This is a genomic window from Ruminiclostridium papyrosolvens DSM 2782 (assembly GCF_029318685.1).
GTDB classification, from domain to species: domain Bacteria; phylum Bacillota; class Clostridia; order Acetivibrionales; family DSM-1351; genus Ruminiclostridium; species Ruminiclostridium papyrosolvens.
Window position 1 is genome coordinate 505,800 of sequence record NZ_CP119677.1, and the last position, 26,947, is coordinate 532,746.

Sequence of the window (26,947 nt, forward strand, 5' to 3'; positions counted from 1 at the left end):
TTAAATTTTTCAAATACTAATTTGAGAGTTTGATCCTGGCTCAGGACGAACGCTGGCGGCGTGCCTAACACATGCAAGTCGAGCGGAGTTAATTGAAAGCTTGCTTTTGATTAACTTAGCGGCGGACGGGTGAGTAACGCGTGGGCAACCTGCCTGTTACAGGGGGATAACACAGGGAAACTTGTGCTAATACCGCATAACACAACGAGAAAGCATTTTCTTGTTGTCAAAGGAGCAATCCGGTAATAGATGGGCCCGCGTCCAATTAGCTAGTTGGTGATGTAACGGACCACCAAGGCGACGATTGGTAGCCGAACTGAGAGGTTGATCGGCCACATTGGGACTGAGACACGGCCCAGACTCCTACGGGAGGCAGCAGTGGGGAATATTGCACAATGGGGGAAACCCTGATGCAGCAACGCCGCGTGAAGGATGAAGGTTTTCGGATTGTAAACTTCTTTAGTCAGGGACGAAAAAATGACGGTACCTGAAGAATAAGCCACGGCTAACTACGTGCCAGCAGCCGCGGTAATACGTAGGTGGCAAGCGTTGTCCGGAATTACTGGGTGTAAAGGGCGTGTAGGCGGGAATGTAAGTCAAATGTGAAATCCCAGAGCTTAACTCTGGAGCTGCATCTGAAACTATGTTTCTTGAGTGCCGGAGAGGAAAGCGGAATTCCTAGTGTAGCGGTGAAATGCGTAGATATTAGGAGGAACACCAGTGGCGAAGGCGGCTTTCTGGACGGTAACTGACGCTGAGGCGCGAAAGCGTGGGGAGCAAACAGGATTAGATACCCTGGTAGTCCACGCTGTAAACGATGGATACTAGGTGTAGGAGGTATCGACCCCTTCTGTGCCGGAGTTAACACAATAAGTATCCCACCTGGGGAGTACGGCCGCAAGGTTGAAACTCAAAGGAATTGACGGGGGCCCGCACAAGCAGTGGAGTATGTGGTTTAATTCGAAGCAACGCGAAGAACCTTACCAAGGCTTGACATAATAGTGAATACGGTAGAGATATCGTAGTCCTTCGGGACACTATTACAGGTGGTGCATGGTTGTCGTCAGCTCGTGTCGTGAGATGTTGGGTTAAGTCCCGCAACGAGCGCAACCCCTGTTGCTAGTTGATAACATTAAGATGATCACTCTAGCGAGACTGCCGGTGATAAATCGGAGGAAGGTGGGGACGACGTCAAATCATCATGCCCCTTATGTCTTGGGCTACACACGTACTACAATGGCTATAACAGAGGGAAGCTAAGCTGCAAAGTGGAGCAAATCCCCAAAAATAGTCCCAGTTCAGATTGTGGGCTGCAACCCGCCCACATGAAGTCGGAATTGCTAGTAATGGCAGGTCAGCATACTGCCGTGAATACGTTCCCGGGCCTTGTACACACCGCCCGTCACACCATGAGAGTCTGCAACACCCGAAGTCGATAGTCTAACCGCAAGGAGGACGTCGCCGAAGGTGGGGCCGATGATTGGGGTGAAGTCGTAACAAGGTAGCCGTATCGGAAGGTGCGGCTGGATCACCTCCTTTCTAAGGAGACATGGTTCATGCAACTACGGTTGAGATGAATCAAATCTTTAGGTCGAAGATAAATGACAGAAAAGCTTGAGCGAAGCTCGCTTGACTGGTAATCATTATCTTAGAGTTTCTTTACAATCACTGTTTAGTTTTCAAAGCCCATGTAACTATTTAAAAATAGTAATATGGTACTTGTATTATTGATGGGCTCATAGCTCAGATGGTTAGAGCGCACGCCTGATAAGCGTGAGGTCGATGGTTCGATTCCATTTGAGCCCACCATGGCTTTTAAAAAAGCCGAAAATATCAGTTGACATAATAATGAAAACTGGTATAATAGAAACTCCGCGGTCAGTGTTGAAACACAAACAACTGCGAGGTTTGTACCTTGAGAACTGAATAATGTTATTCAAAGAATGCGTTTCAAACAAGAGTTTGAAATACGTTTTAAGAAGATGAGAAGACAAGAGATATATATTAAATATGTATTTTCTGAAAAAGTAATAAGGGTAACATGTGAAGAAGGAGAAATCCTTTGAAACACGTAAAGCAGTTTACGTTGGAAACATGCAACTCTTAGGAAATTAACTCATTGATAGGTTAAGACAATCACTTTAAATCAATTACAATGTAATTGACATTGAGAATCTGATCAATCGAAGATATTCGATATATAAAAACTATAGATGCGAGTAATACAAGAAAGATGAGTGCCGAGGAGCGGAGCATACATAGGTATGTGAGCACCGCAGGACACGAAATCTGACGAAGTAGGACGACGCATGTAGAGTTTTTAGAGGTCAAGCTACTAAGAGCATAGGGTGAATGCCTAGGCACCAGAAGGCGATGAAGGACGTGACAAGCTGCGAAAAGCTACGGAGAGGCGCAAATAGCCATTGACCCGTGGATATCCGAATGGGGAAACCCGGCCGAGTTAAACACTCGGTCATCGTAACATGAATACATAGTGTTACGAAGGCAGACGTTGGGAACTGAAACATCTAAGTACCAACAGGAGTAGAAATCAAAAGAGATTCCGTAAGTAGTGGCGAGCGAAAGCGGAAGAGCCCAAACCAAAAGATAGCAATATCTTTCGGGGTTGTGGACTAGCATAATGATCCTTAAGACATAGCAGAATGAGCAGCTGGAAAGCTGAGACCATAGAGGGTAAAAGTCCCGTAAGCGAAATGTTAAGAGGCAGGCTAGAATCCAGAGTACCACGAGGCACGTGAAACCTCGTGGGAAGCAGGGTGGACCACCATCCAAGGCTAAATACTAACTGGTGACCGATAGTGAAGCAGTACCGTGAGGGAAAGGTGAAAAGAACCCCGGGAGGGGAGTGAAAGAGAACCTGAAACCCTATGTTTACAAGCAGTTGAAGAGCGTTAAGGCTCGACAGCGTACTTTTTGTAGAACGGTCCGGCGAGTTATTGTATGCAGCAAGGTTAAGTACTAAAGGTACGGAGCCGAAGGGAAACCGAGTGTTAAGAGCGCGTTAAGTTGCATGCTATAGACCCGAAACCGGGTGACCTACCCATGGACAGGTTGAAGCGGGAGTAAAATCTCGTGGAGGACCGAACCACATGACCGTTGAAAAGGTCTGGGATGAGCTGTGGGTGGCGGAGAAATTCCAATCGAACTCGGAGATAGCTGGTTCTCCCCGAAATAGCTTTAGGGCTAGCCTCAAGGGAAAATCATACGGAGGTAGAGCACTGAATGGGCTAGGGGCCTTACCGGGTTACCGAACCCTATCAAACTCCGAATGCCGTAATGATGTTACTTGGGAGTCAGACTATGAGAGATAAGTCCCATGGTCAAAAGGGAAACAGCCCAGACCATCAGCTAAGGTCCCAAAATCACAGTTAAGTGGAAAAGGATGTGGGCTTGCTAAGACAACTAGGATGTTGGCTTAGAAGCAGCCACTCATTCAAAGAGTGCGTAATAGCTCACTAGTCGAGTGAGCCTGCGCCGAAAATTACCGGGGCTAAACTGTGTACCGAAGCTATGGATCAGCGTGCATCCAATAGTATCGCCTAGCAAGTAAAATAGAGCTAGGTAATTTCACCAAATGTATCATATGAAAAATGATTCAAAACATTTGGTCAAATTATCTCATAGCTAAACTGTGTACTAGGAGATAGTATTGGATGCACGAGGGTGGTAGGGGAGCTTACTGTTGTAGGTTGAAGCAAGATCGAAAGGACTTGTGGACGAAGCAGTAGTGAGAATGCCGGAATAAGTAGCGAGAGTAAAGTGAGAATCTTTACCGTCGAAAACCTAAGGTTTCCTGGGGAAGGTTCGTCCGCCCAGGGTAAGTCTGGACCTAAGCTGAGGCCGAAAGGCGTAAGTGATGGACAACAGGTTGAAATTCCTGTACTACCGTTAATCGTTATGAGAGAGGTGGGGACGCAGGAGGATAAGTCAAGCGATCAGCTGGAAAAGATCGTGCAAGCGAGGTAGATAGTCCGGTAGGCAAATCCGCCGGATGTTTCGAAGACGTGATGCGGAGGGAAAACAAGTACCGAAGTGACAGATTCCACACTGACGAGAAAAACCACTATCCAGATTAAAGGTACCAGTACCGCAAACCGACACAGGTAGGTGAGGAGAGAATCCTAAGACGAGCGGGAGAAGCGTTGTTAAGGAACTCGGCAAATTGACCCCGTAAGTTAGCGAAAAGGGGTGCCTCAAGCAATTGAGGCCGCAGAGAATAGGCCCAAGCAACTGTTTATCAAAAACACAGGTCTCTGCTAAATCGAAAGATGAAGTATAGGGGCTGACGCCTGCCCGGTGCTGGAAGGTTACGGGAATTGCTTAGGGGAAACCTGAAGGCATGAACTTAAGCCCCAGTAAACGGCGGCCGTAACTATAACGGTCCTAAGGTAGCGAAATTCCTTGTCAGGTAAGTTCTGACCCGCACGAATGGCGTAATGACTTGGGCACTGTCTCAACAACGTACCCGGCGAAATTGTAGTACTTGTGAAGATGCAAGTTACCCGCGACTAGACGGAAAGACCCCATGGAGCTTCACTGTAGCTTGATATTGGGTTTCGGTATTTTTTGTACAGGATAGGTGGGAGACTGAGAATTGGTGGCGCCAGCCATCAAGGAGTCGACGTTGGGATACCACTCTAAAAGTACTGGAACTCTAACCTGAGACCATAAGCTGGTCTAGGGACACTGTCAGGTGGGCAGTTTGACTGGGGCGGTCGCCTCCCAAAGAGTAACGGAGGCGTCCAAAGGTTACCTCAGCGCGGTTGGAAATCGCGCAACGAGTGCAAAGGCATAAGGTAGCCTGACTGTGAGAGAAACACCTCGAGCAGGTACGAAAGTAGGGCTTAGTGATCCGGTGGTATGAAAGTGGAATTGCCATCGCTCAACGGATAAAAGCTACCCTGGGGATAACAGGCTTATCTCCCCCAAGAGTCCACATCGACGGGGAGGTTTGGCACCTCGATGTCGGCTCATCGCATCCTGGAGCTGTAGCAGGTTCCAAGGGTTTGGCTGTTCGCCAATTAAAGCGGTACGCGAGCTGGGTTCAGAACGTCGTGAGACAGTTCGGTCCCTATCTGTCGCGGGCGCAGGATATTTGAGAGGATCTGTCCTTAGTACGAGAGGACCGGGATGGACGAACCTCTAGTGCACCAGTTGTCATACCAATGGCACAGCTGGGTAGCCAAGTTCGGCAGGGATAAACGCTGAAGGCATCTAAGCGTGAAACCCACCTCAAGATGAGATATCCCACTAGCAATAGGTAAGACCCCATGTAGACTACATGGTTGATAGGTCAGGAGTGTAAGCATAGTAATGTGTTAAGCTGACTGATACTAATAGGTCGAGGGTTTGACCCAAAGAAAACAGGTATTCAAAAGTAGAAGGTCTTAACCAGACAATGAGAGCTTCACATCTTCTTAGAAGAATAACATTAATCAGTTCTGAAGGTACAAAGTACCTAATAATTTTCTGGTGGAAATGACGAGATGGCCACACCCGTTCCCATACCGAACACGGCAGTTAAGCATCTCAGTGCCGATAATACTTGGCTGGAAACGGCCCGGGAAAGTAGGTCTCCGCCGGATTTATATGAAAACCTCAAGCTCATAGCTTGAGGTTTTTTTAGATTATCAAAAAAAATAAAAATTTATTTTAAAACCACTTGCAAATATAAATAATATGTAGTAAAATATTGAATGTTGTGGCGTGGCATACGATGACGCAGGAGATTGCTATTCATAGAAATAGGTAACTTTTGCTGAGAATGTCCGATTCAAGAAACCGGGCGACAAGTCACTGTACATTTTGAAGTGTAATATATATCGCTTTAAATGCCCAGGTTAAGTTTGTCCAATTAAGGATAAGAACGATCCTGGGTTTTTATATAAAACGTTATGAAACACCCGGCATAGTGTACAGACAAAACTTGTTGTACGTGACAAAATCCAACGTACGAGGAGGTTTATGTATGTCAAACAAACAGAAAATACGTATCAGACTAAAGGCGTTCGATCATCAGGTGCTTGATCAGTCAGCTGAGAAGATCGTTGAAACTGCTAAGAGGACAGGCGCAAAGGTTTCAGGACCTGTACCGCTGCCTACTGAGAAAGAGATTATTACAATCTTAAGAGCTCCACATAAATACAAGGACTCAAGAGAGCAGTTTGAAATGAGAACTCATAAGAGATTGATAGATGTAGTTCTACCAACGCCAAAGACTGTTGACGCATTAATGAGGCTGGATCTTCCAGCGGGTGTAGACATTGAGATTAAATTATAATTTCAATAATTGAAAGTAATAAATGTCAAGCTAGTCTACAATGTTAAGTGTTAGTAGTAGGTCATGTTCATAGAAAATATGAACCAATAACCATAGGAGGTAATTTTAATGAAAAAAGCAATGTTAGGTAAGAAAATTGGAATGACTCAAATATTTGATGAAAATGGTTTGGTTATACCAGTTACAGTTGTAGAAGCAGGCCCCTTAACAGTTGTTCAAAAGAAGACTGTTGAAACTGACGGATATAATGCTTTAAAAGTTGGATATCAAAAGGTTGCGGAAAAGAAACTTAGCAAACCTGCTTTAGGTCAGTTCAGCAAGACTAAGCTTGCTCCAATGAAGTATCTTAGAGAATTCAGACTGGAAGATATATCAAGCTATGAAGTGGGTCAGGAAATTAAGGCTGAGGATATGTTCCAATCTGGAGATAAAATAGACGTAAGTGGCCTTTCAAAGGGTAAAGGATTTCAGGGTACTATTAAGAGATACGGCCAAAAGGGTGGACCTAAAACTCACGGTTCAATGTACCACAGAAGAGTTGGTTCCATGAGTGCAAACACCAATCCGGCGAGAGTATTTAAGGGCAAGAAGTTACCAGGTCATATGGGTATGGACAACACTACAGTTCAAAATCTTGAAGTTGTTAGAGTTGATGCAGAAAGAAACCTTATTCTTGTAAAAGGTGCTCTTCCAGGACCTAAAGGTGGATTGCTTGTTATTAAAAGTACGGTTAAATCCGGTAAATAATAACGTGAAGGGAGGAAGTAACACATGCCAAAGGTTGATTTATATAACATGAAAGGTGAAGTAGTTGGAGATATTCAACTTTGCGATAACGTTTTCGGTGCAGAAGTAAATAATGAAGTACTTCACGCAGTAGTAGTAAATCAGTTAGCAAATAAAAGACAAGGTACTCAGTCTACAAAGACCAAGAGTGAAGTTAGAGGTGGCGGTAGGAAGCCATGGAGACAAAAGGGAACCGGTCGTGCAAGACAGGGTAGTATCCGTTCAGCACAGTGGATTAAAGGTGGTATAGTATTAGGACCTAAGCCACGTAGCTACAGATACACTATGCCAAAGAAAGTAAAGCGTATTGCTATGAAGTCAGCATTGACATCAAAGGTTTCAGGAAACGAAATTTTTGTACTGGATGCTTTGACATTGGAAGCAATTAAGACTAAGTCAATGGTAGGTGTGCTTAGCAATTTAAAAGTTGATTCAAGTGCTTTGATAGTAATTGATTCAAAGAACGAAAACATTGTTAAGTCTGCTAGAAACATACCAGGAATAAAGACAGCATATGTAAATACACTTAATGTATTTGATATATTGAAATATGATAAGTTTATTATAACTAAGGATGCTGTTGAAAAGGTTGAGGAGGTGTACGCATAATGAGATTGCCACAAGACATAATTATAAAGCCATATATAACTGAAAAAAGTAATATGGAAATAGGTGCTGGTAAGTACACTTTTGTTGTTGATGTAAAGTCAACAAAAACCGAAATCAAAAAGGCAATTGAAGCATTATTCAGCGTTAAAGTATTACAAGTTAATACTATGAACTTTGATGGTAAAGTTAAGCGCACAGGTGTTCATGAAGGACCACGTCCAGCTTGGAAAAAGGCAATCGTTAAAATCGATACCGATCCAAAGTCTGTTGAATACTTAACAAAGGGCGGTAAGACAGTATCAAATAATAAGAAATATAAAACTAGCATCGAAGAATTTGGCGTTGCTCAGTAATTAAGCCAGGTTATAAAAGGAGTGAGAAGAGATGGCATTAAAAAAGTATAGTCCTACTTCTCCATCCAGAAGGTTTATGACAGGAATGGATTATTCAGATTTATCGAAAGTTGAACCTGAAAAGTCATTACTGGAACCTCTGAAGAAAAATGGAGGAAGAAACTCATATGGTAGGATTACTGTTCGTCATCAAGGCGGCGGTAACAGACAAAAATATAGAGTTATAGATTTTAAGAGAGACAAAGATGGAATCAAAGCAAAGGTTGCTACAATCGAGTATGATCCAAACAGGACTGCAAATATTGCGCTTCTTAACTATTTAGATGGTGAAAAGAGATATATTCTTGCACCAGTGGGATTAAGTGTTGGCGATATTGTTGAATCAGGAGCATCTGCGGATATCAAGCCAGGTAACGCACTTCCTCTTACAAATATCCCTGTAGGTTCATTAATTCATAATATTGAACTTAAGCCAGGTAAGGGTGGCCAAATGGTTAGAGCTGCAGGAAACTCTGCTCAATTGATGGCTAAAGAGGGCGAATATGCTCAGGTTAGACTTCCTTCAGGTGAAGTTCGTATGGTTAGAATCAATTGTAAAGCTACAATTGGACAGGTTGGTAACCTTGAGCACGAAAACGTGTCTTTAGGTAAGGCTGGTAGAAAAAGATGGATGGGTATCAGACCTACAGTACGTGGTGTTGTTATGAACCCTTGTGACCATCCTCACGGTGGTGGAGAAGGTAAATCACCAATCGGTAGACCAAGTCCTGTTACACCTTGGGGTAAACCAACTCTTGGCTTGAAGACTAGAAAGAAGAAAAACAAGTCAGATAAGTTTATTGTTAAGAGAAGAAATCAAAAGTAATATATCGGGATATTTGGAAGTAAGAGCGGGTTAACCGCTCCGCCAAATCCTACGAGATGGCGGCGAAGGGAGGATTTTAGAATAATGAGTAGATCAGTTAAAAAGGGACCTTACGTGCTTGATTCATTACTTAAGAAGATTGAAGAAATGAATAAAGTAAATGATAAGAAAGTTATCAAGACCTGGTCAAGGGCTTCGACTATATTCCCTCAGATGGTTGGACACACAATTGCTGTTCATGATGGAAAGAAGCACGTTCCTGTATATATAACAGAAGAAATGGTTGGGCATAAGCTTGGTGAATTTGCGCCAACAAGAACATACAAGGGACATGGCGGTAACGAGAAGTCTTCTTCTCTAAGGTAAAAGAATTTTTAAACTGAAAGTTTAAGATTAGAACTGAAAGGAGGCTATTCAGTTGGAGAAAAAAGTATTGTCCAAAGAGGAGCTATTAAAGAATAAAGATCAGATTTTGGCTGAACAAAATGCTAAGCATACTAAGTCAAATAAGCCTGCACTTCTTACTAAGAAAGAGAGAAAAGTTCTCGGAATCGGTAAAGATGAAGGAAGAGCAGTTTTAAAATATGCACGTATATCATCCAGAAAGGTTAAAATCGTACTGGATTTGATAAAAAATAAGGGTATAGATGAGGCTTATGGTATCCTCAAATTTACACCTAAGGCTGCATCAGAGGTTTTGTACAAGCTTCTTAAGTCAGCAGAAGCAAATGCTGTTAACAATAATAGTTTGAATCATGATAACCTTTTTATTGCAGAAGCTTTTGCAACTCAAGGACCAACATTAAAGAGAATTATGCCACGTGCTCAAGGTAGAGCATTTAAAATTCAAAAAAGAACCAGCCATATAACATTGGTTGTAAAGGAAAGAGAATAAGCGAGAAGGAGGTTGAGTAATGGGCCAGAAAGTAAATCCTCATGGATTAAGAATTGGAATTATTAAAGATTGGGATACAAAATGGTATGCTAATGACAAATCTTTTAGCAGCTATCTTGTTGAAGACGTGAAAATAAGAAATTTCATAAAGAAGAAGCTTTATATTTCAGGCATTTCTAGAATTGAGATTGACCGTGCGGCAAATAAGGTCAAGATTAATGTAAATACTGCAAAGCCAGGACTTGTAATAGGCAAGGGTGGCCAAGGTATTGAAGAACTTAGAAAAGAAATAGAAAAAATGACAGGAAAGAGCGTTCTGATTAACATCACTGAGATTAAAGTTCCTGAAATGGATGCTCAGTTAGTTGCAGAGAACATCGCGTCACAGCTAGAAAAACGTATATCTTTCAGAAGAGCAATGAAGCAGGCTATGTCAAGAACAATGAAACTTGGTGCTAAGGGTATCAAGACTGCGTGTGCAGGTAGACTTGGTGGTGCTGAAATCGCAAGAACTGAGCATTATCATGACGGTACTATTCCACTTCAAACACTTCGTGCTGATATAGACTATGGTTTTGCCGAAGCAAACACAACTTATGGTAAAATCGGTGTCAAGGTATGGATATACAAAGGAGAAGTTCTTCCTGCTGTTAAGAGAGACAGAAAAGCGGAAGGAGGGGTTAAGTAATGTTAATGCCCAAAAGAGTAAAACATAGAAGGGTTCACAGAGGTAGAATGACCGGAAAAGCTACCAGAGGTAACTTTGTTAGCAATGGTGAGTTCGGAATTCAGGCTTTAGAACCTGCTTGGATAACAAGCAACCAGATTGAAGCTGCCAGAATAGCAATGACTCGTTTCATTAAGCGTGGCGGTAAGGTTTGGATTAAAATATTCCCTGATAAACCGGTAACAAAGAAACCTGCTGAAACTCGTATGGGTAGTGGTAAAGGTTCACCGGAGTACTGGGTTGCAGTAGTAAAACCTGGAAGAGTATTATTTGAAATTGCGGGAGTACCTGAAGAAACAGCTAGAGAGGCATTAAGACTCGCTATGCACAAGCTTCCGGTTAAATGTAAATTTGTAACCCGCGAGACAGAAATGGGTGGTGAAGCAAATGAAAGCTAGTGAAATCAGAGAAAAGGATATTGTTGAATTAAACAAGGAATTGGGCGAATTAAAGTCTGAACTCTTTAAGCTTAGATTTCAGCTTGCTACAAATCAGCTTGAGAACCCAATGAAACTTAAGGATGTTAAAAAATCCATTGCTAGAGTTAAAACAATAATAAGGGAAAAAGAGCTTAGCGATAACAAGTAATAGCTATTTGCTAAAGTAATTGAAAAACCTTAACCATAATGAATAACGTCAGTTATGTTCTTTGTAATACATCAACCGATAGTATCACAAAGACGAGTATTCGGAAGGAGGTAATTCCACTTGGTTGAAAGAGCTTTAAGAAAGACTAGGGTTGGCAAGGTTGTCAGCAATAAAATGGATAAAACTATTGTTGTTGCTATAGAAACTAGTGTAAAGCATCCGTTATACGGAAAAATTGTTAAGAGAACTTATAAGCTAAAGGCACATGATGAAGAAAACACATGCCAGATTGGTGATAAAGTTAAAGTAATGGAAACAAGACCATTGAGTAAGGAAAAGAGATGGAGACTTGTTGAAATCGTTGAAAAGGCACAATAATATATGTGCAGTCTGAGCAGAAATTTTGGAAGGAGGTACCACTATGATTCAAGTTCAGTCTAGAATGAAAGTAGCTGATAATACCGGAGCTAAAGAACTTATGTGTATAAAAGTTCTTGGCGGTTCTTGGAGAAAGTATGCTAATATAGGTGATGTTATAGTAGCTTCTGTTAAAAATGCAACACCCGGCGGTGTTGTAAAAAAAGGTGACGTAGTAAAGTGCGTTATTGTACGCTCTAAGAAAGGCGTTAGAAGACCAGACGGATCTTACATCAGATTTGATGAAAACGCTGCAGTTATAATTAAAGATGATAAGAACCCAAGAGGAACTCGTATATTTGGACCTGTTGCAAGAGAATTAAGAGATAAGGATTTCATGAAGATTCTTTCTCTTGCACCGGAAGTATTGTAAGGAAGGAGGCGGCTTAATTTGGCAAACAAAGTTCATGTAAAAAAGAGTGATACAGTTCTTGTGCTTTCAGGAAAAGATAGAGGCAAGAAGGGCAAGGTATTAAGCGTAAATCCTTCTACTAATCAAGTACTTGTTGAAGGCGTAAACATGTCAACAAAGCACAAAAAGCCTAGAGGAAAATATCAACAAGGTGGCATTATCCATCAGGAATCACATATTAACAGTTCAAATGTTATGTTGGTTTGTGACAAATGTGGAAAGCCTACCAAAGTTGCAAAGAAAATTCTCGACAACGGGCAGAAGGCTAGAGCTTGTAAGAACTGTAACGAAATTATTGATATAGTATTAGATAAAAACAAAGACGGTTAATAGCACTGCCGGAAGGAGGTATAGCAGATGGTAAGGTTAAAAGACAAATATCTTAGTGAAGCAGTTCCTGCTTTGAAAGAAAAGTTTAAATATAGCAGTAACATGCAGATTCCAAAGCTTGAAAAGATAGTTCTTAACATGGGAGTCGGAGAAGTTAAGGACAATCCAAAGGCTATGGATTCAGCAGTAAATGATATGACATTGATTACCGGACAGAAGCCGATTGTAACAAAGGCTAAGAAGTCTGTTGCGGCATTTAAGTTGAGACAGGGAATGAATATTGGCTGTAAGGTTACATTAAGAGGCGCAAGAATGTATGAATTCGTTGATAAGCTCTTTAATGTAGCCATTCCTAGAGTAAGAGACTTCAGAGGTCTTTCCAATAACTCATTTGACGGTAGAGGAAATTACTCTATGGGTGTAAAAGACCAGCTAATATTCCCTGAAATAGAGTATGACAAGGTTGATAAGTTAAGAGGAATGGATATCGTTTTTGTAACTACGGCTAAGAGTGATGAAGAAGCAAAAGAGCTTCTAAAGTTACTTGGTATGCCATTCAGCCAGAGCTAAGGAGGGATTGAAGGCATGGCAAAGAAATCTATGATTATAAAGCAACAACGTACACCCAAGTTTAGTACAAGGGCTTACAATAGATGTAAAATATGTGGAAGACCACATGCATACATTAGAAAATTTGGAATTTGCCGTTTATGCTTTAGACAGTTAGCGTACAAAGGTCAAATACCTGGCGTTAAAAAAGCAAGCTGGTAATATCATTGGAAGGAGGTTAAACATATGCAAATTACTGATGCAATAGCTGATATGTTGACCAGAATAAGAAATGCAGGTTCTGCAAAACATGAATCAGTTGATATACCCGCTTCCAACCTCAAGAGGTCTATAGCAAATATTTTGCTGGAAGAAGGATATATTAAGAATTTTGAAGAAATTAGTGACGGAAAGCAAGGAGTACTTAGGGTTAACCTGAAGTACGCCAATAATAAGCAAAACGTTATAACTGGAATAAAGAGAATTAGTAAGCCTGGTTTGAGAGTATATGCAGGAAAAGACGAACTGCCAAAGGTTTTAGGCGGACTCGGTATAGCAATTATCTCAACATCAAAGGGAATAATGACTGACAGGAAGGCCAGAGTAGAAGGTATAGGCGGAGAAGTTCTGGCATTTGTTTGGTAAGTTATAAATCCTCAGGTAAAGTATTTTCAAATTCTTATCTAAGAATTTGAAAATACTCTAAGGTCTGAAAAGGGCATTAAATAGCCCATAATTTTAAGAACTGGAGGTATATGACATGTCAAGAATAGGAAAGTTGCCAATAGCTCTTCCAAAGGGAGTAACAGTTAAACTAGACGGCGACAATTTATTGACTGTAAAAGGTACAAAAGGAACTCTTATAAAGCAGTTCCACAAGGATATGATTATTAAGGTTGAGGCTGATCAGATAGTGGTTGAAAGACCATCTGATTTAAAAATGCACAAATCACTCCATGGTTTAACAAGAACACTTATCAACAATATGGTTGAAGGTGTTACCAATGGATATCAAAAAGCTCTTGATATCAACGGTGTTGGTTACAGAGCACAAAAGCAGGGTAAAAAGTTGGTTTTAACCCTGGGTTATTCACATCCTGTTGAGATGGAAGATCCTGAAGGTATTGCAACTGAAGTTCCTGCACCTAACAAGATAATTGTTAGAGGAATAGACAAGCAGGTAGTTGGTGAAGTTGCTGCTAAGATTCGTGAAAAGAGACCTCCTGAGCCTTATAAGGGTAAGGGTATCAAATACGAAACTGAAGTTATAAGACGTAAAGAAGGTAAGACTGGTGGCAAGGGCAAAAAGTAGAAAGGAGATGAGAGTAAATGATAAATAAAGCAAATAGAAACGATGTAAGACTCAGAAAGCATCTGAGAGTACGCAAAAAGATTACTGGAACTGTTGAGCGTCCAAGAATGAACGTTTTTAGAAGTTTAAACAACATTTATGTTCAGATAATCGATGATACAACCGGTAATACTCTTGTATCCGCTTCAACACTTGATGCCGCGTTAAAAGGAAAAGTTGCTAACGGCGGAAACAAAGAAGCAGCTAAAGAGGTTGGAAAATTAATAGCTTCTAAAGCTATTGACAAGGGTATAAAGAAGGTTGTATTTGATAGAGGCGGATATATCTATCATGGAAGAGTTAAAGAGCTTGCTGACGCTGCTAGAGAAGCAGGCTTGGATTTTTAAGGAGAAGGAGGGGAATACATGCAACGAATTGATGCCAGCACTTTAGGTGAGCTTAAAGAAAAAGTTGTTAATATAGGACGTGTAACAAAGGTTGTTAAAGGTGGTAGAAATTTTCGTTTCAGTGCGTTAGTAGTAGTAGGAGACGAAAACGGATATGTTGGAACTGGAATGGGTAAAGCTGCTGAAATACCAGAAGCTATTCGTAAAGGTATTGAAGATGCTAAGAAGAACCTGATTAAAGTTCCGCTTGTTGAAACAACAATTCCACACGAAGCAATCGGAGTGTTTGGAGCAGGTAAAGTATTACTTAAGCCTGCCGGACAAGGTACCGGAGTTATTGCCGGAGGACCTGTAAGAGCTGTACTTGAACTTGCAGGAATCCGTGATATAAGAACGAAGTCATTGGGCTCAAACAACCCAATTAATATGGTTAATGCAACTATTGAAGGTCTTGCTCAGTTAAAGACAGCTGAAGAAGTTGCTAGACTTCGCGGAAAAACAGCAGAAGAGATTCTGGGCTAGGGGGGACATTAAATGGCTAAGTTAAAGATAACTCTAAAGAAGAGCACAAATAAGGCTGTTAAGAGTCAGACTGCAACTGTAAAAGCTCTTGGTTTAGGTAAAATCGGAACTGCAGTTGAACACAATGACAACCCTCAAATTAGAGGAATGATTAGAAAAGTTTCACATCTTGTTTGTGTAGAAGAAATATAAGGGAGGTGTAGTCAATGAAATTATTTGAATTACAGCCTGCTCCTGGATCAAAAAAGCTACCTAATAGAAAAGGTAGAGGTATAGGCAGTGGTAACGGTAAAACCGGTGGTAGGGGTCACAAAGGACAAAATGCCCGTGCCGGCGGAGGTGTTAGACCAGGTTTTGAAGGTGGTCAGATGCCTTTATATATGAGATTACCAAAAAGGGGATTTAACAACTACGAGTTTTCTAAAAAGTATACTGAAGTTAACGTATCTGATTTGAATATATTTGATGAAGGTACAGTTGTAACTGAAGAACTTCTTAAATCTTCGGGCCTTGCTAAAAAGATTATAGATGGAGTAGCAATTTTAGGTAACGGAGAGTTAACTAAAAAGTTAACAGTACAAGCGGCTAAATTTACAAAAACAGCTACTGAAAAGATAGAAGCTGTGGGAGGAAAGGTCGAGGTGGTATAACGTGAGTGGAATGATGGATACACTTAAGAATTCCTGGAAAATTCCTGATTTAAAGAAAAAGATATTAATAACTATTGGCCTTCTCCTAATTTTTAGATTAGGATCTAGAATCCCTGTTCCTGGATTGAACCCTGATTGGTTTGCACAACTTATTTCAAAGGGTGGACAGTTGTTTAACTTTATTGATATCATTGGTGGTGGATCTTTTAAGAATGCAACTATATTCGCAATGAGTATAACACCATACATCAATGCATCAATTATTATGCAGTTGTTAACGATTGCTATTCCAAAGCTGGAACAGTTATCAAAGGAAGGCGAAGAGGGCAGGAAAAAGATAGGTCAATGGATAAGATATGCAACAGTAATTTTGGCATTCTTGCAGGCTACTGCCATTACTATCGGTCTAAGAGGTGCTCTTATTTCAGGACTTAACGTTATAACCTTCATTACAGTAACACTTACACTTACTGCCGGAACAGCATTTTTGATGTGGCTTGGTGAACAAATCACCGAGTACGGTATTGGAAACGGTATTTCAATGTTGATTTTCGCAGGTATATTGTCAGCTGGTCCTACAGGGGCTAACTATATTATAAAGAACTACACTTTGGGTAACTTAGGAAATGGTGCAGTAGGTATTTTAGCAATACTTGGAATACTTCTTGTATTCGTTGGTGTTATCACTTGTGTTGTTTGGGTTAATCAAGCTGAACGTCGTATACCTGTACAATATGCTAAGAGAGTTGTTGGTAGAAAGGTTTATGGAGGACAAAGTACTCACTTACCTATAAAGGTAAACTGGGCAGGAGTTATTCCTATAATCTTTGCAATGTCTATCATGATGCTTCCTTCAACAATCGTAGGATTTGCAAGACCAAATGCAACTAGCGGTGTTGCCGGATTTATAAAGAATTGGTCAGGCCATTGGTCATATGCAATACTTTATGCTTTATTAATTATCGGATTTACATTCTTCTATACTTATGTTCAGTTTAATCCAATTGAACTTGCTAATAACATGAAGAAGAATGGTGGGTTTATACCTGGTATAAGACCTGGTAAGCCAACTTCCGAGTATATCGCAAAGGTATTGAACAGGATAACATGGTTTGGTGCATTGTTCCTTGCTCTTATAACTATATTCCCATATATTATTGGTTGGATTACAGGAGTACAGGGAGTATGGTTTGCCGGAACAAGCGTTCTGATCTTGGTTGGTGTTGCAATTGATACTGTAAGACAAATCGAATCACAAATGCTTATGAGACACTATAAAGGATTCTTGGAATAAGGTCCTTTCAAATTAGATTAGTTAGCAAATGGTTTGGGGTTTATGATACGTCATAAGCCCTAAACTTAATGTTATAAGTAATTGTAAAGAGGTGAAAATAATGAGGATCATATTATTAGGAGCTCCCGGAGCTGGAAAGGGAACTCAAGCAAAGATTATTTCTGAAAAACTTAGTATTCCGCATATTTCAACCGGTGATATTTTCAGAGCGAACATAAAGGGAAATACTCCTCTTGGACTAAAGGCAAAGGCATTTATGGATAAGGGAGAGTTGGTACCAGACGAACTGACTGTGGAAATAGTAAAGGACAGATTGGGAAATGCTGACTGTGCAAATGGATTTATTTTGGATGGTTTCCCAAGAACAATTCCTCAGGCTGAATACCTTGATAAGGTTTTGCTGCAAATGAACATTAATCTGGATGTTGCTCTTTTAATAAATGTAAAAGACGAAGATATTATTGAAAGAATGTCCGGAAGACGTGTATGTACAAACTGCGGTGCAACATACAATGTTGTATTCAATCCTACAAAAGAAGAAGGAATATGCGACGTTTGCAAATCCGCTGTTATTCAAAGAGCTGACGATGCTGCTGAAACAGTATTGAACAGACTTGAAACATATCATAAGCAAACACAACCACTTATCAATTATTACGAAAAAGCCGGCAAACTCAAAGTAGCTGAAGGCGCCGGAGAAGTTGAAGAAACATCAAGACGTGTAATGAAAGTTTTAGGTATTTAAGATGTTTACTATAAAATCACAATCTGAAATTGAAAAGATGAAAAAATCTGGAGAGATTCTATATGGAGCTCTTCAACTAATAAAGAAAAATACTGTACCGGGTGTTACCACTAAGGAATTGGACAGAATTGCTGAAGAGTATATTAAAAAGAATCACGCAACACCTTCTTTTAAAGGATACGATGTTGGTGTTCCTGGAATGGTTCCTTTCCCCGGTAGTATATGTGCATCTGTCAATGAGGAAGTGGTTCATGGGATACCGAGTTTAAAGCCTTTAAAAGATGGCGATATTATCAGTATAGATGTTGGTGTTCATTTAAACGGATATCATGCAGATGCAGCAAGGACCTTTGCAGTGGGAAATATTAATGCTGAGGCACAAAGACTTATTGATGAAACGCGTCAGAGTTTCTTTGAAGGATTAAAACAAATGGTAATAGGCAATCACATAAGAGATATATCAGAAGCTATTCAAAATCATGTTGAGAGTAAGGGCTTTTCTGTGGTAAGAGATTTTGTAGGGCACGGTATTGGAAGAGATTTACATGAGATGCCGGATATACCGAATTATGTAACAAAGAGAAGAGGCCCGCGGCTTGAAAACGGAATGACAATAGCTGTCGAGCCAATGGTTAATGCAGGTAGCTATAGTGTAAAAGTTTTAGAAAACAGATGGACTGTTGTAACAACTGACAAATCGCTTTCTGCGCACTATGAAAATTCAGTAGCAATTACTAACGACGGACCGGTTATATTAACAAGGTTCTAATAAATATTTTTAGTTTTTTTATAAATTGTATTGTTATAATTATAGTTTTCCTGTATAATTTATATTTGGTTTGACTGTGTAAATTTTATGCTTAGAGGTGAATTACATTGAATGTAGTCCTGGGACAGGTCGTACTTTCTAAAGCAGGGCGGGACGCAGGAAAAATATTTGTAGTGACAGGTTTGAGTGAGGGCAGTTATGTACTCATTAGTGACGGAAGCACCAGAAGGCTGGAGAATCCTAAGAAAAAGAAGTTGAGACACCTGATTGCTACAAACAATGTTATAGAAGCTATTGCACAGAAAATTTCTTCAGGAGAAAGATGCACAAATGCCGAGATAAGGAAGGCACTTGTTGAATATAATGTACCTGTTGACAGTAAAGTTTAGTTAAGAGCAATGAATTTATAAATGAATTATTTATCCTTTGGAGGAGGTGTTAGTTTGGCAAAAGATGATGTTATAGAGGTTGAAGGTACTGTTATTGAGGCATTGCCTAATGCTATGTTTCAGGTAGAGCTTGAGAATGGGCATAAGGTATTGGCACATATATCAGGTAAGCTCAGAATGAATTTTATAAGGATTCTTCCGGGTGATAAGGTAACCCTTGAATTGTCACCATACGACCTTACCAGAGGAAGAATAACTTGGAGAGCAAAATAATATATACCTAAAGGTATTATTTATTAATATAAAAGTATTACCCAATTAACTAATTAAGCAGATTTTTTTCTTATTATAAGGAGGATATAGCGATGAAAGTAAAACCATCAGTTAAGACTATATGCGAAAAGTGCAAGATTATTAAAAGAAAAGGCAGAGTAATGGTTATCTGCGAAAACCCAAAGCATAAGCAAAAACAGGGTTAATATTGGACCCACATCAATGTTTTATTTAATTTCGTAAAATCTCGGCAAGAAGCGGCTGAACAAAAGAATTTCCCGATTCATTGTTTTCTTGTTGATATTTTAAATATTTGACGATATCGTTTGGACATGAGCCTATGGGAATGGCATCGTACAATTTCATGAACCAACCGGTGGAGAATTAGTTCGAGTGTCGTAAGTATGGCGACACGAATTTTAATGGAGGTGTAAGTAAAAATGGCACGTATTGCCGGAGTAGATTTGCCCAGAGAGAAAAGGGTAGAAATTGGTCTCACTTATATTTACGGTATTGGAAGACCTAAGTCTAACGAGATTCTTGTTAAGACTGGTGTTAGCCCTGATACTCGTGTTAGAGATCTGACTGATGATGAAATAAACAAAATCAGAGAAGTAATCGACAAAGAATACAAGGTTGAAGGTGACCTCAGAAGAGAAATCGCTTTAAACATCAAGCGTCTTATTGAAATCGGATGCTATAGAGGAAGAAGACATAGAATGGGTCTTCCTGTAAGAGGACAACGTACAAAGACAAATGCAAGGACTAGAAAAGGCCCTTCAAAGCCCGTTAGCGGCAAAAAGAAATAGTTAAAGGAGGTTTGCGAACAAATGGCAACGAAGACTGCTGGTGCTAAAAGAACTACCAGAAAAAGAAGAGAACGTAAAAACATTGAACGTGGAGCTGCTCATATCCGTTCATCTTTTAATAATACAATTGTTACCTTGACAGACACTGCCGGAAATGCACTATCATGGGCTAGTGCAGGCGGACTTGGTTTCAGAGGGTCAAGAAAGAGCACACCATTTGCTGCTCAAATGGCTGCTGAAACTGCTGCAAAAGCTGCAATGGAGCACGGACTTAAGACAGTTGAAGTATACGTAAAGGGACCTGGAGCAGGTAGAGAAGCAGCTATTAGAGCTTTGCAAGCTGCTGGACTTGAAGTAAGTCTTATAAAAGACGTTACACCAATTCCGCACAACGGCTGCAGACCACCTAAGCGCAGGAGAGTATAATTGATAATTATTATGGAGGTGTAAACTTAGATGGCAAGATATACTGATGCATCTTGCAGACTCTGCAGAAGAGAAGGCGAAAAGCTTTTTCTAAAGGGCGAGAGATGCTATACTGATAAATGTTCTGTAGCAAGAAGACCTTATGCACCTGGACAACACGGACAGGCTAAGAAGAAGATGTCGGAATACGGCATACAGCTTCGTGAAAAGGCAAAGGTTAGAAGATTTTATGGCGTTTTGGAAGGCCAATTCAGTCAATACTTTGAAATGGCATCAAGACGTAAGGGTATAACAGGTGAAAACCTGCTTCAAATCCTTGAAACAAGACTTGACAATGTAGTATACAGACTTGGACTGGGTACTTCAAGACCTGAATCAAGACAGTTAGTTACACATGGTCATTTCACAATAAATGGAAAGCGTGTTAATATACCTTCTTACCTTATAAAGGTTGGGGATGTTATAGCAGTAGCTGACAAGAGCAAGAGTTCACCAAAAGTTAAGTCAATTAGAGAGATTGCCGGTGGAAAAGTTGTTCCTAAATGGTTGGAATTTAATGAAGAAAATCTGGTAGGAAAAGTTGTTGCTCTTCCTGCAAGAGAAGATATTGATTTACCAATCAGAGAACACTTGATCGTAGAGTTGTACTCCAAGTAATATATATTAGATGGATTTATAACTTGGAAGCAACTGAAAGAATTATTTATAATTCTCTATGAAAAGTACGTTTAGAATCAGTTGCCCTCAAAAAATAAAAAGTTGTTAAGGGAGGGTTCTTGGTGATAGAAATAGAAAAGCCTAGAATTGAATGTGTATCAAATAGCGATGATAACACTTATGGCAAGTTTATAGTTGAGCCTTTGGAAAGAGGCTATGGTATTACCCTCGGTAATTCTTTGAGAAGAATATTACTTTCTTCTTTACCCGGTGCTGCTGTCAATTCAATAAAGATTGATGGAGTTTTGCATGAATTCTCCACAGTTCCAGGAGTAGTTGAAGACGTAACTGAGATAATACTGAATATCAAATCTCTTTCATTATTAATTCATGGCGAAGGATCAAAGGTTATTTACATTGATGCAAATGGAGAAGGGCCAATAACAGCCGGTGATATTATCACTGACCAGGACGTAGAAATACTTAATCCTGACCTTCATATTGCAACATTGAATGGCGATCATAGATTCTACATGGAGATGGTAATCAGTAAAGGCAGAGGATATGTTTCTGCTGATAAGAATAAACAGGCTGGTCAACCTATAGGTGTCGTTCCTGTTGATTCAATATATACTCCCGTCAAGAAAGTTAATTACACTGTTGAAAATACACGTGTTGGTCAGATTACTGATTATGATAAGCTGACTCTTGAAGTGTGGACTGACGGAAGTATTAATCCTGATGAGGCTATTAGTCTCGGAGCTAAAATACTTAGTGAGCATTTAAATCTATTTGTAGATTTGTCTGATCAAGCTAAGCATACTGAGATTATGGTTGAAAAAGAAGAAACCAAAAAAGAGAAAGTTCTTGAAATGACTATTGAAGAGCTTGATTTATCAGTTAGATCATATAACTGTTTAAAGAGAGCCGGAATCAATACTGTAGAGGATCTTACCAACAGAACCGAAGAGGATATGATGAAGGTAAGAAACCTTGGAAGAAAGTCTCTTGAAGAGGTTCTTCAAAAACTTCAGGCACTTGGATTGTTCTTAGCACCAAGTGAAGAATAATTGTTATAAAAATTAGACGCTAATTATATAGTAGTGTAAAATACGAGGCAAGGAGGGATAGGTAATGCCAGGTCAAAGAAAGTTGGGGCGTGCAACAGACCAAAGAAAGGCAATTTTAAAGAATCTTACTACAGCTTTATTTGTAAGTGGTAGAATTGAAACTACTGAGGCGAGAGCCAAGGAAGTTAAAAGTATAGCAGAAAAACTTATCACTTTAGCAATCAAGGAAGCAGATAACTTTACTTCAAAGCAAATTAAGGTTAGTGCTGCAAAAGTTGATGCCAAAGGAAAGAAGCTTACCGACACTAAAACATCAAAGAACGGTAAGAAGTATTTTGTAGTAGACAGAGAGCAAAAGACAGATATGGTATCTGTTGATAGTGCTTCAAGACTACATGCTAGAAGACTTATAATGAACTGGGTATATAGACCGTCAACTGCTGATGGAGCGAATATCAACATCACAGATAAACTTTTTGAAGAAATTGCTCCTAAATACAAGGACAAAAAGGGCGGTTATACCAGAATCTACAAGCTCGGACCTAGAAGAGGCGATGCTGCAGAGATGGTAATACTTGAGTTGGTATAACATACTTAAATATTTGTATCAACATATATCTAAGTGATAATTATGTGGGGATTAAACAGCAAAATGTTTAATCCCCATATTTATATACTTTGATAGATTTAAAATAACTGTATAAAATATAAGAGGGTTACTTTTTTGGGAGGCTTTCAATGAGTAATAATATGTTTAAAATTGAAAACGTCAGTTTTTCATATAAATCATATGGAGAAGTAAATATTGATATTCCTGCACTGGAACATGTGAGTACTACAATAGAAAAGGGAGATTTTGTAGTAATTTTGGGAAGAAACGGCTCGGGAAAGTCGACATTTGCAAGGCTTCTTAATGCGCTTTTGATGCCCATTGAAGGTAAGGTTATTGTTTTAGGTAAAAATACTGCTGATGAAAGCAATATGTGGGATATCAGAAGTACTGCAGGAATGGTATTTCAAAACCCTGATAATCAGATAATTGCAACAACTGTTGAAGAGGATGTAGCATTTGGACCGGAAAATCTGGGTATTGAACCCTCTGAAATAAGAAAAAGGGTTGATGAAGCACTACAGACAGTCGGGATTGCTGATTATAAAAAAAATGCACCCCATATGCTGTCAGGAGGACAGAAGCAGAGAGTTGCCATAGCGGGTATTCTTGCTATGAAGCCGGAATGTATTATTCTTGATGAAGCTACCTCAATGCTTGATCCTTTAGGGCGAAAAGAAGTTATAAATGTTTTAAAAAAACTTAATAAAGATGAGGGTATTACTATAATACACATAACCCACCATATGGACGAAGCAGCACTTGCTAACAGACTTATAATTATAGATAAAGGCAATGTGGTTCTGGATGGTACTCCTAAAGAAGTATTTAGTAATGTTGATACAGTAAAAAACCTGGGACTTGACGTTCCTCAGGTTACTGAACTGACTTATCTACTTAAAGAGTACGGTATTAATGTTGATAGCTTACCGTTGACAGTTGAAGAAGCTTTTGAAATTTTGAAGGATATATAACTTATTTCCTGATTGATTTATATACTCTTATTCCACCGCTTTTGTCTACATCAGTTACATTGCCGAAAATTGTTTCCATAATCTTTTTTAATGTGGAACCACCCTTATTATGGAAAGCTACAAGCCAAAGTGCACCATTATTTGAAAGATGGTCATAGGATTCGGTTATCAATCTGGTGTTCAATTCTTTACCGGCGGCTATTGGTGGGTTTGATATAATATCGTCAAAGGTTCTTTCATTAAGAGAACTAAATAGATTACTGTTTAAGGCTTCTATGGAAAGGTTGTTACTTGCTGCATTTTTTTTGGTATATTCCAAGGCTCTGTTATTAACATCTATCATTGTGATGGTTTGCTGTGGGAATATGCTCTTAATAAAAAGTCCGATGGCTCCGTAGCCGCAGCCGATATCAAGTACTGATAATCCGCTGGGAGTAAAATTTTTAATTAAATTTTCTGAGGCTCTGTCTACTTTGGTTTCAAAGGAAAAAACACCGCTTACGGAGGTAAAAGTAAGGGTAGAACCGCATATACTCTCTGTAAAGGCTTTTTCTTTTATTTCGGATTCCGGGTTTTCAGTAAAATAGTGCTGATTCATTTGGTTTAATAACCTCCGTAAATTATAATAATAAATATTATAATATATAATTGGAGATATTTCATTCATCAAGATGAATATTAAATATATAGTTTAAGGGGTAAAGCATTGAAATGCTTTACTCTTCACTAATATAACTCATTTATGGTATTATAGTTTGTAATGTTATAAGATAATTTAACCATAGGAGTAAGACATGCCAATAAAAGTTGAAGATTTATATTATACGTATATGGGCGGGGGACCTTTCGAGAAAAATGCCCTCCATGACGTAAATATTGAAATAGATGATGGAGCATTTATAGGGATTATTGGTCACACAGGTTCAGGAAAGTCTACATTAATACAGCATTTGAACGGGATTTTAAAGCCAACAAAGGGACGTGTTGTAATTAACGGGATTGACACCAAGCAAAAGAACCTTAAGGAATTAAGACAACAGGTGGGCATTGTATTTCAGTACCCTGAGCATCAGCTTTTTGAAGAGACAGTAAAGAAGGATATATCCTTTGGTTTACTGAAACAAGGGCTTTCACAGAAGGAAATTGATGAAAGAGTAATTTCCTCAATCCAATCGGTGGGCCTTGATGAAACTGTTCTCGAGAAATCGCCTTTTGAACTTTCGGGAGGCCAGAAAAGAAGGGTTGCAATTGCAGGGGTTGTAGCAATGGCGCCTCACATTCTGGTATTGGATGAGCCTACGGCAGGTCTTGACCCAAAGGGAAGGGATGAAATATTCGGTTATATAACCAAACTGCATAAAGATTCAAACATGACTATTATTCTTGTCTCACACAGCATGGAGGATATTGCAAGATTGTCAGAGAGGGTAATTGTCATGAATGAAGGTACTGTATTTATGGACAAACCTTCAAAAGAGATATACTCACAGCCTGAAGAATTAGAGAAAATAGGACTTTCAGCACCTCAGATAACATATCTGATGAAAAAGCTTAAAGCTGTGTATCCCGGAATAAATGAGAATATATTTACGGTAGAAGATGCAGCAAAAGAATTGGCAAAGTATTTGAAGCATTAAAAGGCTAGTGGAAGGGGAAGGGCAAATTGATAAGAGACATAACCATAGGGCAGTATGTGCCGGGAGATTCGCTTCTGCATAAGGCTGACCCTCGAACGAAGATAATTTTGACATTTATAATGATGATATTCATTTTTTTAATAAGTACCTACTGGGGATATTTGTTGCTGACGTTGTTTACTGCTATTACGGTAGTATCCTCAAACATACCTGTTAAATTTGTACTTAAAGGCTTGAAACCGGTATTATTTATTGTTATTTTTGCGGGAATTATTAATATTTTCACAATAAAGGGAACCTCAATTTGGAGCTGGGGTTTTCTAAGCATAACATATGAGGGGATTAATGTAGCTATTAAGATGGCTATAAGGCTTTTTCTGCTTATAATTACTGCAAGTCTGTTAACCTATACTACTACGCCAATTGCCCTTACGGATGCAATTGAAAAGCTTTTAGGGCCACTAAAACGCGTAAAAGTGCCTGTTCACGAAATTGCAATGATGATGACCATCGCTTTAAGGTTCATTCCTACACTACTGGATGAGACAGATAAGATTATAAAAGCACAGTCTTCCAGAGGGGCTGATTTTGATTCGGGGAACATGGTTGAGCGTGCAAAAAGTTTTATACCTGTGCTGATTCCCCTATTTATCAGTGCATTCAGAAGAGCTGATGAGTTAGCTACTGCAATGGAGGCAAGATGTTATCGTGGCAGTGAGGGCAGGACAAGGATGAAACAGCTTCGTTTTTCGGGAAGTGATGCGGTTGTAACGGTTATAACTGCAGCATTTATGACCTGGGTATTGCTAATGGAATATGTGCTATTTTAGAAAAGGAATAATCAGATAAATTTATGAGGAAAATTAAGATTATTATTGAATATGACGGTACAAATTATCATGGCTGGCAGGTTCAGAAAAATGCTAAAACAGTACAGGAAACAGTTCAAAAAGCAATTTCTAAACTACTGGGTGAAGGAGTTGGGGTTACTGGGTGCAGTCGAACGGATGTGGGAGTTCATGCATACGGACAGGTTGCACATTTTCTTACAGATTCTCAGATACCCGGAGACAAGTTCTCTTATGCCATAAATAATTTATTGCCTGACGATATAGTTATTAAACATTCTGAAGAGGTTTCGGAAGAGTTTCATGCAAGGTATTCTACAAAAGGTAAAAAATACAGGTACTTGATTTATAATGCTCCACATCCTTCAGCTATTATGAGAAACAGGTCTTGTCATGTAAGACCTGTGCTTGACATTGAGCAAATGAAAAAAGCCGCCCGATATTTCATAGGTGAACACGATTTCGCAGCATTTCAGGCCACAGGAGGACAAGTAAGAAGTACTGTAAGAGAGATTTATAGTATGGAGGTATCTGGTAAAGAAGATAATATGATTTACATAGAGGTTTCCGGAAACGGATTTCTATATAATATGGTAAGAATTATAGCAGGAACACTAATATACGTGGGGATGGGAAAGCTGCAGGAGTCTGAAATCCCCGGCATTATAGCAGGTCTTGACAGGACAAAATCAGGCAAGACCGCCCCTGCACAAGGGCTTTATTTAATGGAGATTTACTATTAGA

The 26,947-nt window shown here is 39.5% G+C and carries 37 protein-coding genes, 1 tRNA gene and 3 rRNA genes; 40 read left to right on the forward strand and 1 reads right to left on the reverse strand.

Annotated features, from left to right (window positions below):
* Nucleotides 1–17 precede the first annotated feature (17 nt).
* From P0092_RS02285 to P0092_RS02465, 37 genes are all read left to right on the forward strand, one after another.
* A 16S ribosomal RNA gene (locus P0092_RS02285) occupies nt 18–1,539 on the forward strand.
* Between the two features lie 193 nt (nt 1,540–1,732).
* Nucleotides 1,733–1,809 (forward strand) — tRNA-Ile (locus tag P0092_RS02290).
* A 516-nt stretch (nt 1,810–2,325) separates the two neighbouring features.
* Nucleotides 2,326–5,378: ribosomal RNA gene (locus tag P0092_RS02295) — 23S ribosomal RNA — on the forward strand.
* A gap of 111 nt (nt 5,379–5,489) precedes the next feature.
* Nucleotides 5,490–5,606, forward strand: a 5S ribosomal RNA gene (rrf, locus tag P0092_RS02300).
* Together the 16S, 23S and 5S rRNA genes with 1 tRNA gene alongside form the textbook arrangement of a ribosomal RNA operon.
* 383 nt (nt 5,607–5,989) lie before the next feature.
* Nucleotides 5,990–6,301: a 30S ribosomal protein S10 gene (gene rpsJ, locus P0092_RS02305; RefSeq protein WP_004620876.1), complete on the forward strand. Its 312-nt coding sequence runs from the start codon at nt 5,990–5,992 to the stop codon at nt 6,299–6,301.
* A 108-nt stretch (nt 6,302–6,409) separates the two neighbouring features.
* Entirely contained in the window at nt 6,410–7,048 is a 639-nt protein-coding gene (gene rplC / locus P0092_RS02310; RefSeq protein ID WP_004620874.1) for a 50S ribosomal protein L3, read from the forward strand.
* Between the two features lie 24 nt (nt 7,049–7,072).
* Nucleotides 7,073–7,696 carry a 50S ribosomal protein L4 gene (gene rplD / locus P0092_RS02315; protein ID WP_004620872.1) on the forward strand — a complete coding sequence of 208 codons (624 nt, stop codon included), beginning with the start codon at nt 7,073–7,075 and terminating at the stop codon, nt 7,694–7,696.
* On the forward strand, nt 7,696–8,049 hold the full coding sequence (rplW, locus tag P0092_RS02320; RefSeq protein ID WP_004620871.1) for a 50S ribosomal protein L23: 354 nt from the start codon (nt 7,696–7,698) through the stop codon (nt 8,047–8,049). The genes rplD and rplW overlap by 1 nt, the downstream gene beginning before the upstream one ends.
* A gap of 31 nt (nt 8,050–8,080) precedes the next feature.
* Nucleotides 8,081–8,914 (forward strand): 50S ribosomal protein L2, encoded by an 834-nt coding sequence (gene rplB / locus P0092_RS02325; RefSeq protein ID WP_004620868.1) that lies wholly within the window; start codon nt 8,081–8,083, stop codon nt 8,912–8,914.
* Between the two features lie 84 nt (nt 8,915–8,998).
* Nucleotides 8,999–9,280, forward strand: coding sequence for a 30S ribosomal protein S19 (gene rpsS, locus P0092_RS02330; RefSeq protein WP_004620867.1), 282 nt, complete (start codon nt 8,999–9,001; stop codon nt 9,278–9,280).
* 184 nt (nt 9,281–9,464) lie between these two features.
* Nucleotides 9,465–9,809, forward strand: a complete 345-nt coding sequence (gene rplV, locus P0092_RS02335) for a 50S ribosomal protein L22 (RefSeq protein WP_479692060.1) — start codon at nt 9,465–9,467, stop codon at nt 9,807–9,809.
* A 19-nt stretch (nt 9,810–9,828) separates the two neighbouring features.
* Complete coding sequence (gene rpsC / locus P0092_RS02340) at nt 9,829–10,497, forward strand: 30S ribosomal protein S3 (protein ID WP_004620862.1); 669 nt, start codon at nt 9,829–9,831, stop codon at nt 10,495–10,497.
* Entirely contained in the window at nt 10,497–10,934 is a 438-nt protein-coding gene (gene rplP, locus P0092_RS02345) for a 50S ribosomal protein L16 (protein WP_004620860.1), read from the forward strand. Before rpsC ends, rplP begins: the two co-directional genes overlap by 1 nt.
* On the forward strand, nt 10,924–11,124 hold the full coding sequence (gene rpmC / locus P0092_RS02350; protein WP_004620858.1) for a 50S ribosomal protein L29: 201 nt from the start codon (nt 10,924–10,926) through the stop codon (nt 11,122–11,124). Before rplP ends, rpmC begins: the two co-directional genes overlap by 11 nt.
* A 120-nt stretch (nt 11,125–11,244) precedes the next feature.
* Nucleotides 11,245–11,502, forward strand: coding sequence for a 30S ribosomal protein S17 (rpsQ, locus tag P0092_RS02355; RefSeq protein ID WP_004620855.1), 258 nt, complete (start codon nt 11,245–11,247; stop codon nt 11,500–11,502).
* A 43-nt stretch (nt 11,503–11,545) separates the two neighbouring features.
* A complete protein-coding gene (rplN, locus tag P0092_RS02360; RefSeq protein ID WP_004620853.1) occupies nt 11,546–11,914 on the forward strand; it encodes a 50S ribosomal protein L14 in 369 nt (122 codons plus the stop codon).
* An 18-nt stretch (nt 11,915–11,932) separates the two neighbouring features.
* Nucleotides 11,933–12,283: a 50S ribosomal protein L24 gene (gene rplX, locus P0092_RS02365; RefSeq protein ID WP_004620851.1), complete on the forward strand. Its 351-nt coding sequence runs from the start codon at nt 11,933–11,935 to the stop codon at nt 12,281–12,283.
* 27 nt (nt 12,284–12,310) lie between these two features.
* Nucleotides 12,311–12,853, forward strand: a complete 543-nt coding sequence (gene rplE, locus P0092_RS02370; RefSeq protein ID WP_004620849.1) for a 50S ribosomal protein L5 — start codon at nt 12,311–12,313, stop codon at nt 12,851–12,853.
* A gap of 15 nt (nt 12,854–12,868) precedes the next feature.
* Nucleotides 12,869–13,054, forward strand: a complete 186-nt coding sequence (locus P0092_RS02375) for a type Z 30S ribosomal protein S14 (RefSeq protein WP_004620848.1) — start codon at nt 12,869–12,871, stop codon at nt 13,052–13,054.
* A 24-nt stretch (nt 13,055–13,078) separates the two neighbouring features.
* On the forward strand, nt 13,079–13,477 hold the full coding sequence (gene rpsH, locus P0092_RS02380; RefSeq protein WP_004620845.1) for a 30S ribosomal protein S8: 399 nt from the start codon (nt 13,079–13,081) through the stop codon (nt 13,475–13,477).
* A gap of 115 nt (nt 13,478–13,592) precedes the next feature.
* Nucleotides 13,593–14,144, forward strand: coding sequence for a 50S ribosomal protein L6 (gene rplF, locus P0092_RS02385; RefSeq protein WP_004620844.1), 552 nt, complete (start codon nt 13,593–13,595; stop codon nt 14,142–14,144).
* Nucleotides 14,145–14,161: 17 nt separating this feature from the next.
* On the forward strand, nt 14,162–14,530 hold the full coding sequence (rplR, locus tag P0092_RS02390) for a 50S ribosomal protein L18 (RefSeq protein WP_004620841.1): 369 nt from the start codon (nt 14,162–14,164) through the stop codon (nt 14,528–14,530).
* 18 nt (nt 14,531–14,548) lie between these two features.
* A complete protein-coding gene (gene rpsE / locus P0092_RS02395; RefSeq protein WP_004620838.1) occupies nt 14,549–15,052 on the forward strand; it encodes a 30S ribosomal protein S5 in 504 nt (167 codons plus the stop codon).
* 12 nt (nt 15,053–15,064) lie between these two features.
* Nucleotides 15,065–15,244, forward strand: coding sequence for a 50S ribosomal protein L30 (rpmD, locus tag P0092_RS02400; RefSeq protein ID WP_004620835.1), 180 nt, complete (start codon nt 15,065–15,067; stop codon nt 15,242–15,244).
* A gap of 14 nt (nt 15,245–15,258) precedes the next feature.
* On the forward strand, nt 15,259–15,702 hold the full coding sequence (rplO, locus tag P0092_RS02405; RefSeq protein ID WP_004620832.1) for a 50S ribosomal protein L15: 444 nt from the start codon (nt 15,259–15,261) through the stop codon (nt 15,700–15,702).
* Between the two features lies 1 nt (nt 15,703).
* Complete coding sequence (secY, locus tag P0092_RS02410) at nt 15,704–16,996, forward strand: preprotein translocase subunit SecY (RefSeq protein WP_004620829.1); 1,293 nt, start codon at nt 15,704–15,706, stop codon at nt 16,994–16,996.
* A gap of 100 nt (nt 16,997–17,096) precedes the next feature.
* Nucleotides 17,097–17,741 (forward strand): adenylate kinase, encoded by a 645-nt coding sequence (locus tag P0092_RS02415; protein ID WP_004620827.1) that lies wholly within the window; start codon nt 17,097–17,099, stop codon nt 17,739–17,741.
* 1 nt (nt 17,742) lies between these two features.
* Entirely contained in the window at nt 17,743–18,510 is a 768-nt protein-coding gene (map, locus tag P0092_RS02420) for a type I methionyl aminopeptidase (RefSeq protein ID WP_004620825.1), read from the forward strand.
* 107 nt (nt 18,511–18,617) lie between these two features.
* Entirely contained in the window at nt 18,618–18,899 is a 282-nt protein-coding gene (locus P0092_RS02425; protein ID WP_004620822.1) for a KOW domain-containing RNA-binding protein, read from the forward strand.
* A gap of 54 nt (nt 18,900–18,953) precedes the next feature.
* On the forward strand, nt 18,954–19,172 hold the full coding sequence (gene infA / locus P0092_RS02430; protein ID WP_004620820.1) for a translation initiation factor IF-1: 219 nt from the start codon (nt 18,954–18,956) through the stop codon (nt 19,170–19,172).
* A gap of 92 nt (nt 19,173–19,264) precedes the next feature.
* Nucleotides 19,265–19,378: a 50S ribosomal protein L36 gene (gene rpmJ / locus P0092_RS02435; RefSeq protein WP_004620818.1), complete on the forward strand. Its 114-nt coding sequence runs from the start codon at nt 19,265–19,267 to the stop codon at nt 19,376–19,378.
* 234 nt (nt 19,379–19,612) lie between these two features.
* Entirely contained in the window at nt 19,613–19,981 is a 369-nt protein-coding gene (rpsM, locus tag P0092_RS02440; protein ID WP_004620816.1) for a 30S ribosomal protein S13, read from the forward strand.
* 21 nt (nt 19,982–20,002) lie between these two features.
* Nucleotides 20,003–20,407 (forward strand): 30S ribosomal protein S11, encoded by a 405-nt coding sequence (rpsK, locus tag P0092_RS02445; RefSeq protein ID WP_004620814.1) that lies wholly within the window; start codon nt 20,003–20,005, stop codon nt 20,405–20,407.
* Nucleotides 20,408–20,437: 30 nt separating this feature from the next.
* Nucleotides 20,438–21,064, forward strand: coding sequence for a 30S ribosomal protein S4 (gene rpsD / locus P0092_RS02450; RefSeq protein ID WP_004620812.1), 627 nt, complete (start codon nt 20,438–20,440; stop codon nt 21,062–21,064).
* 122 nt (nt 21,065–21,186) lie between these two features.
* Nucleotides 21,187–22,134, forward strand: coding sequence for a DNA-directed RNA polymerase subunit alpha (locus tag P0092_RS02455; protein WP_004620810.1), 948 nt, complete (start codon nt 21,187–21,189; stop codon nt 22,132–22,134).
* A 64-nt stretch (nt 22,135–22,198) separates the two neighbouring features.
* Nucleotides 22,199–22,723 carry a bL17 family ribosomal protein gene (locus tag P0092_RS02460; protein WP_004620809.1) on the forward strand — a complete coding sequence of 175 codons (525 nt, stop codon included), beginning with the start codon at nt 22,199–22,201 and terminating at the stop codon, nt 22,721–22,723.
* Between the two features lie 149 nt (nt 22,724–22,872).
* Nucleotides 22,873–23,718 (forward strand): energy-coupling factor transporter ATPase, encoded by an 846-nt coding sequence (locus P0092_RS02465; protein WP_004620807.1) that lies wholly within the window; start codon nt 22,873–22,875, stop codon nt 23,716–23,718.
* Nucleotide 23,719: 1 nt separating this feature from the next.
* Here P0092_RS02465 and P0092_RS02470 read toward each other — a convergent pair whose 3' ends face one another.
* A complete protein-coding gene (locus P0092_RS02470; RefSeq protein WP_004620804.1) occupies nt 23,720–24,316 on the reverse strand; it encodes a class I SAM-dependent methyltransferase in 597 nt (198 codons plus the stop codon).
* Between the two features lie 196 nt (nt 24,317–24,512).
* Between P0092_RS02470 and P0092_RS02475 the strand changes: the two genes are divergently transcribed.
* Genes P0092_RS02475 through truA form a run of 3 tightly spaced genes read left to right on the forward strand, consistent with a single transcriptional unit; the run spans nt 24,513 to nt 26,946 of the window.
* Nucleotides 24,513–25,355 carry an energy-coupling factor transporter ATPase gene (locus tag P0092_RS02475; protein WP_004620802.1) on the forward strand — a complete coding sequence of 281 codons (843 nt, stop codon included), beginning with the start codon at nt 24,513–24,515 and terminating at the stop codon, nt 25,353–25,355.
* Nucleotides 25,356–25,381: 26 nt separating this feature from the next.
* Nucleotides 25,382–26,185: an energy-coupling factor transporter transmembrane component T family protein gene (locus tag P0092_RS02480; protein WP_004620799.1), complete on the forward strand. Its 804-nt coding sequence runs from the start codon at nt 25,382–25,384 to the stop codon at nt 26,183–26,185.
* 23 nt (nt 26,186–26,208) lie between these two features.
* Nucleotides 26,209–26,946 carry a tRNA pseudouridine(38-40) synthase TruA gene (gene truA / locus P0092_RS02485; protein ID WP_004620797.1) on the forward strand — a complete coding sequence of 246 codons (738 nt, stop codon included), beginning with the start codon at nt 26,209–26,211 and terminating at the stop codon, nt 26,944–26,946.
* Nucleotide 26,947: the final 1 nt, after the last annotated feature.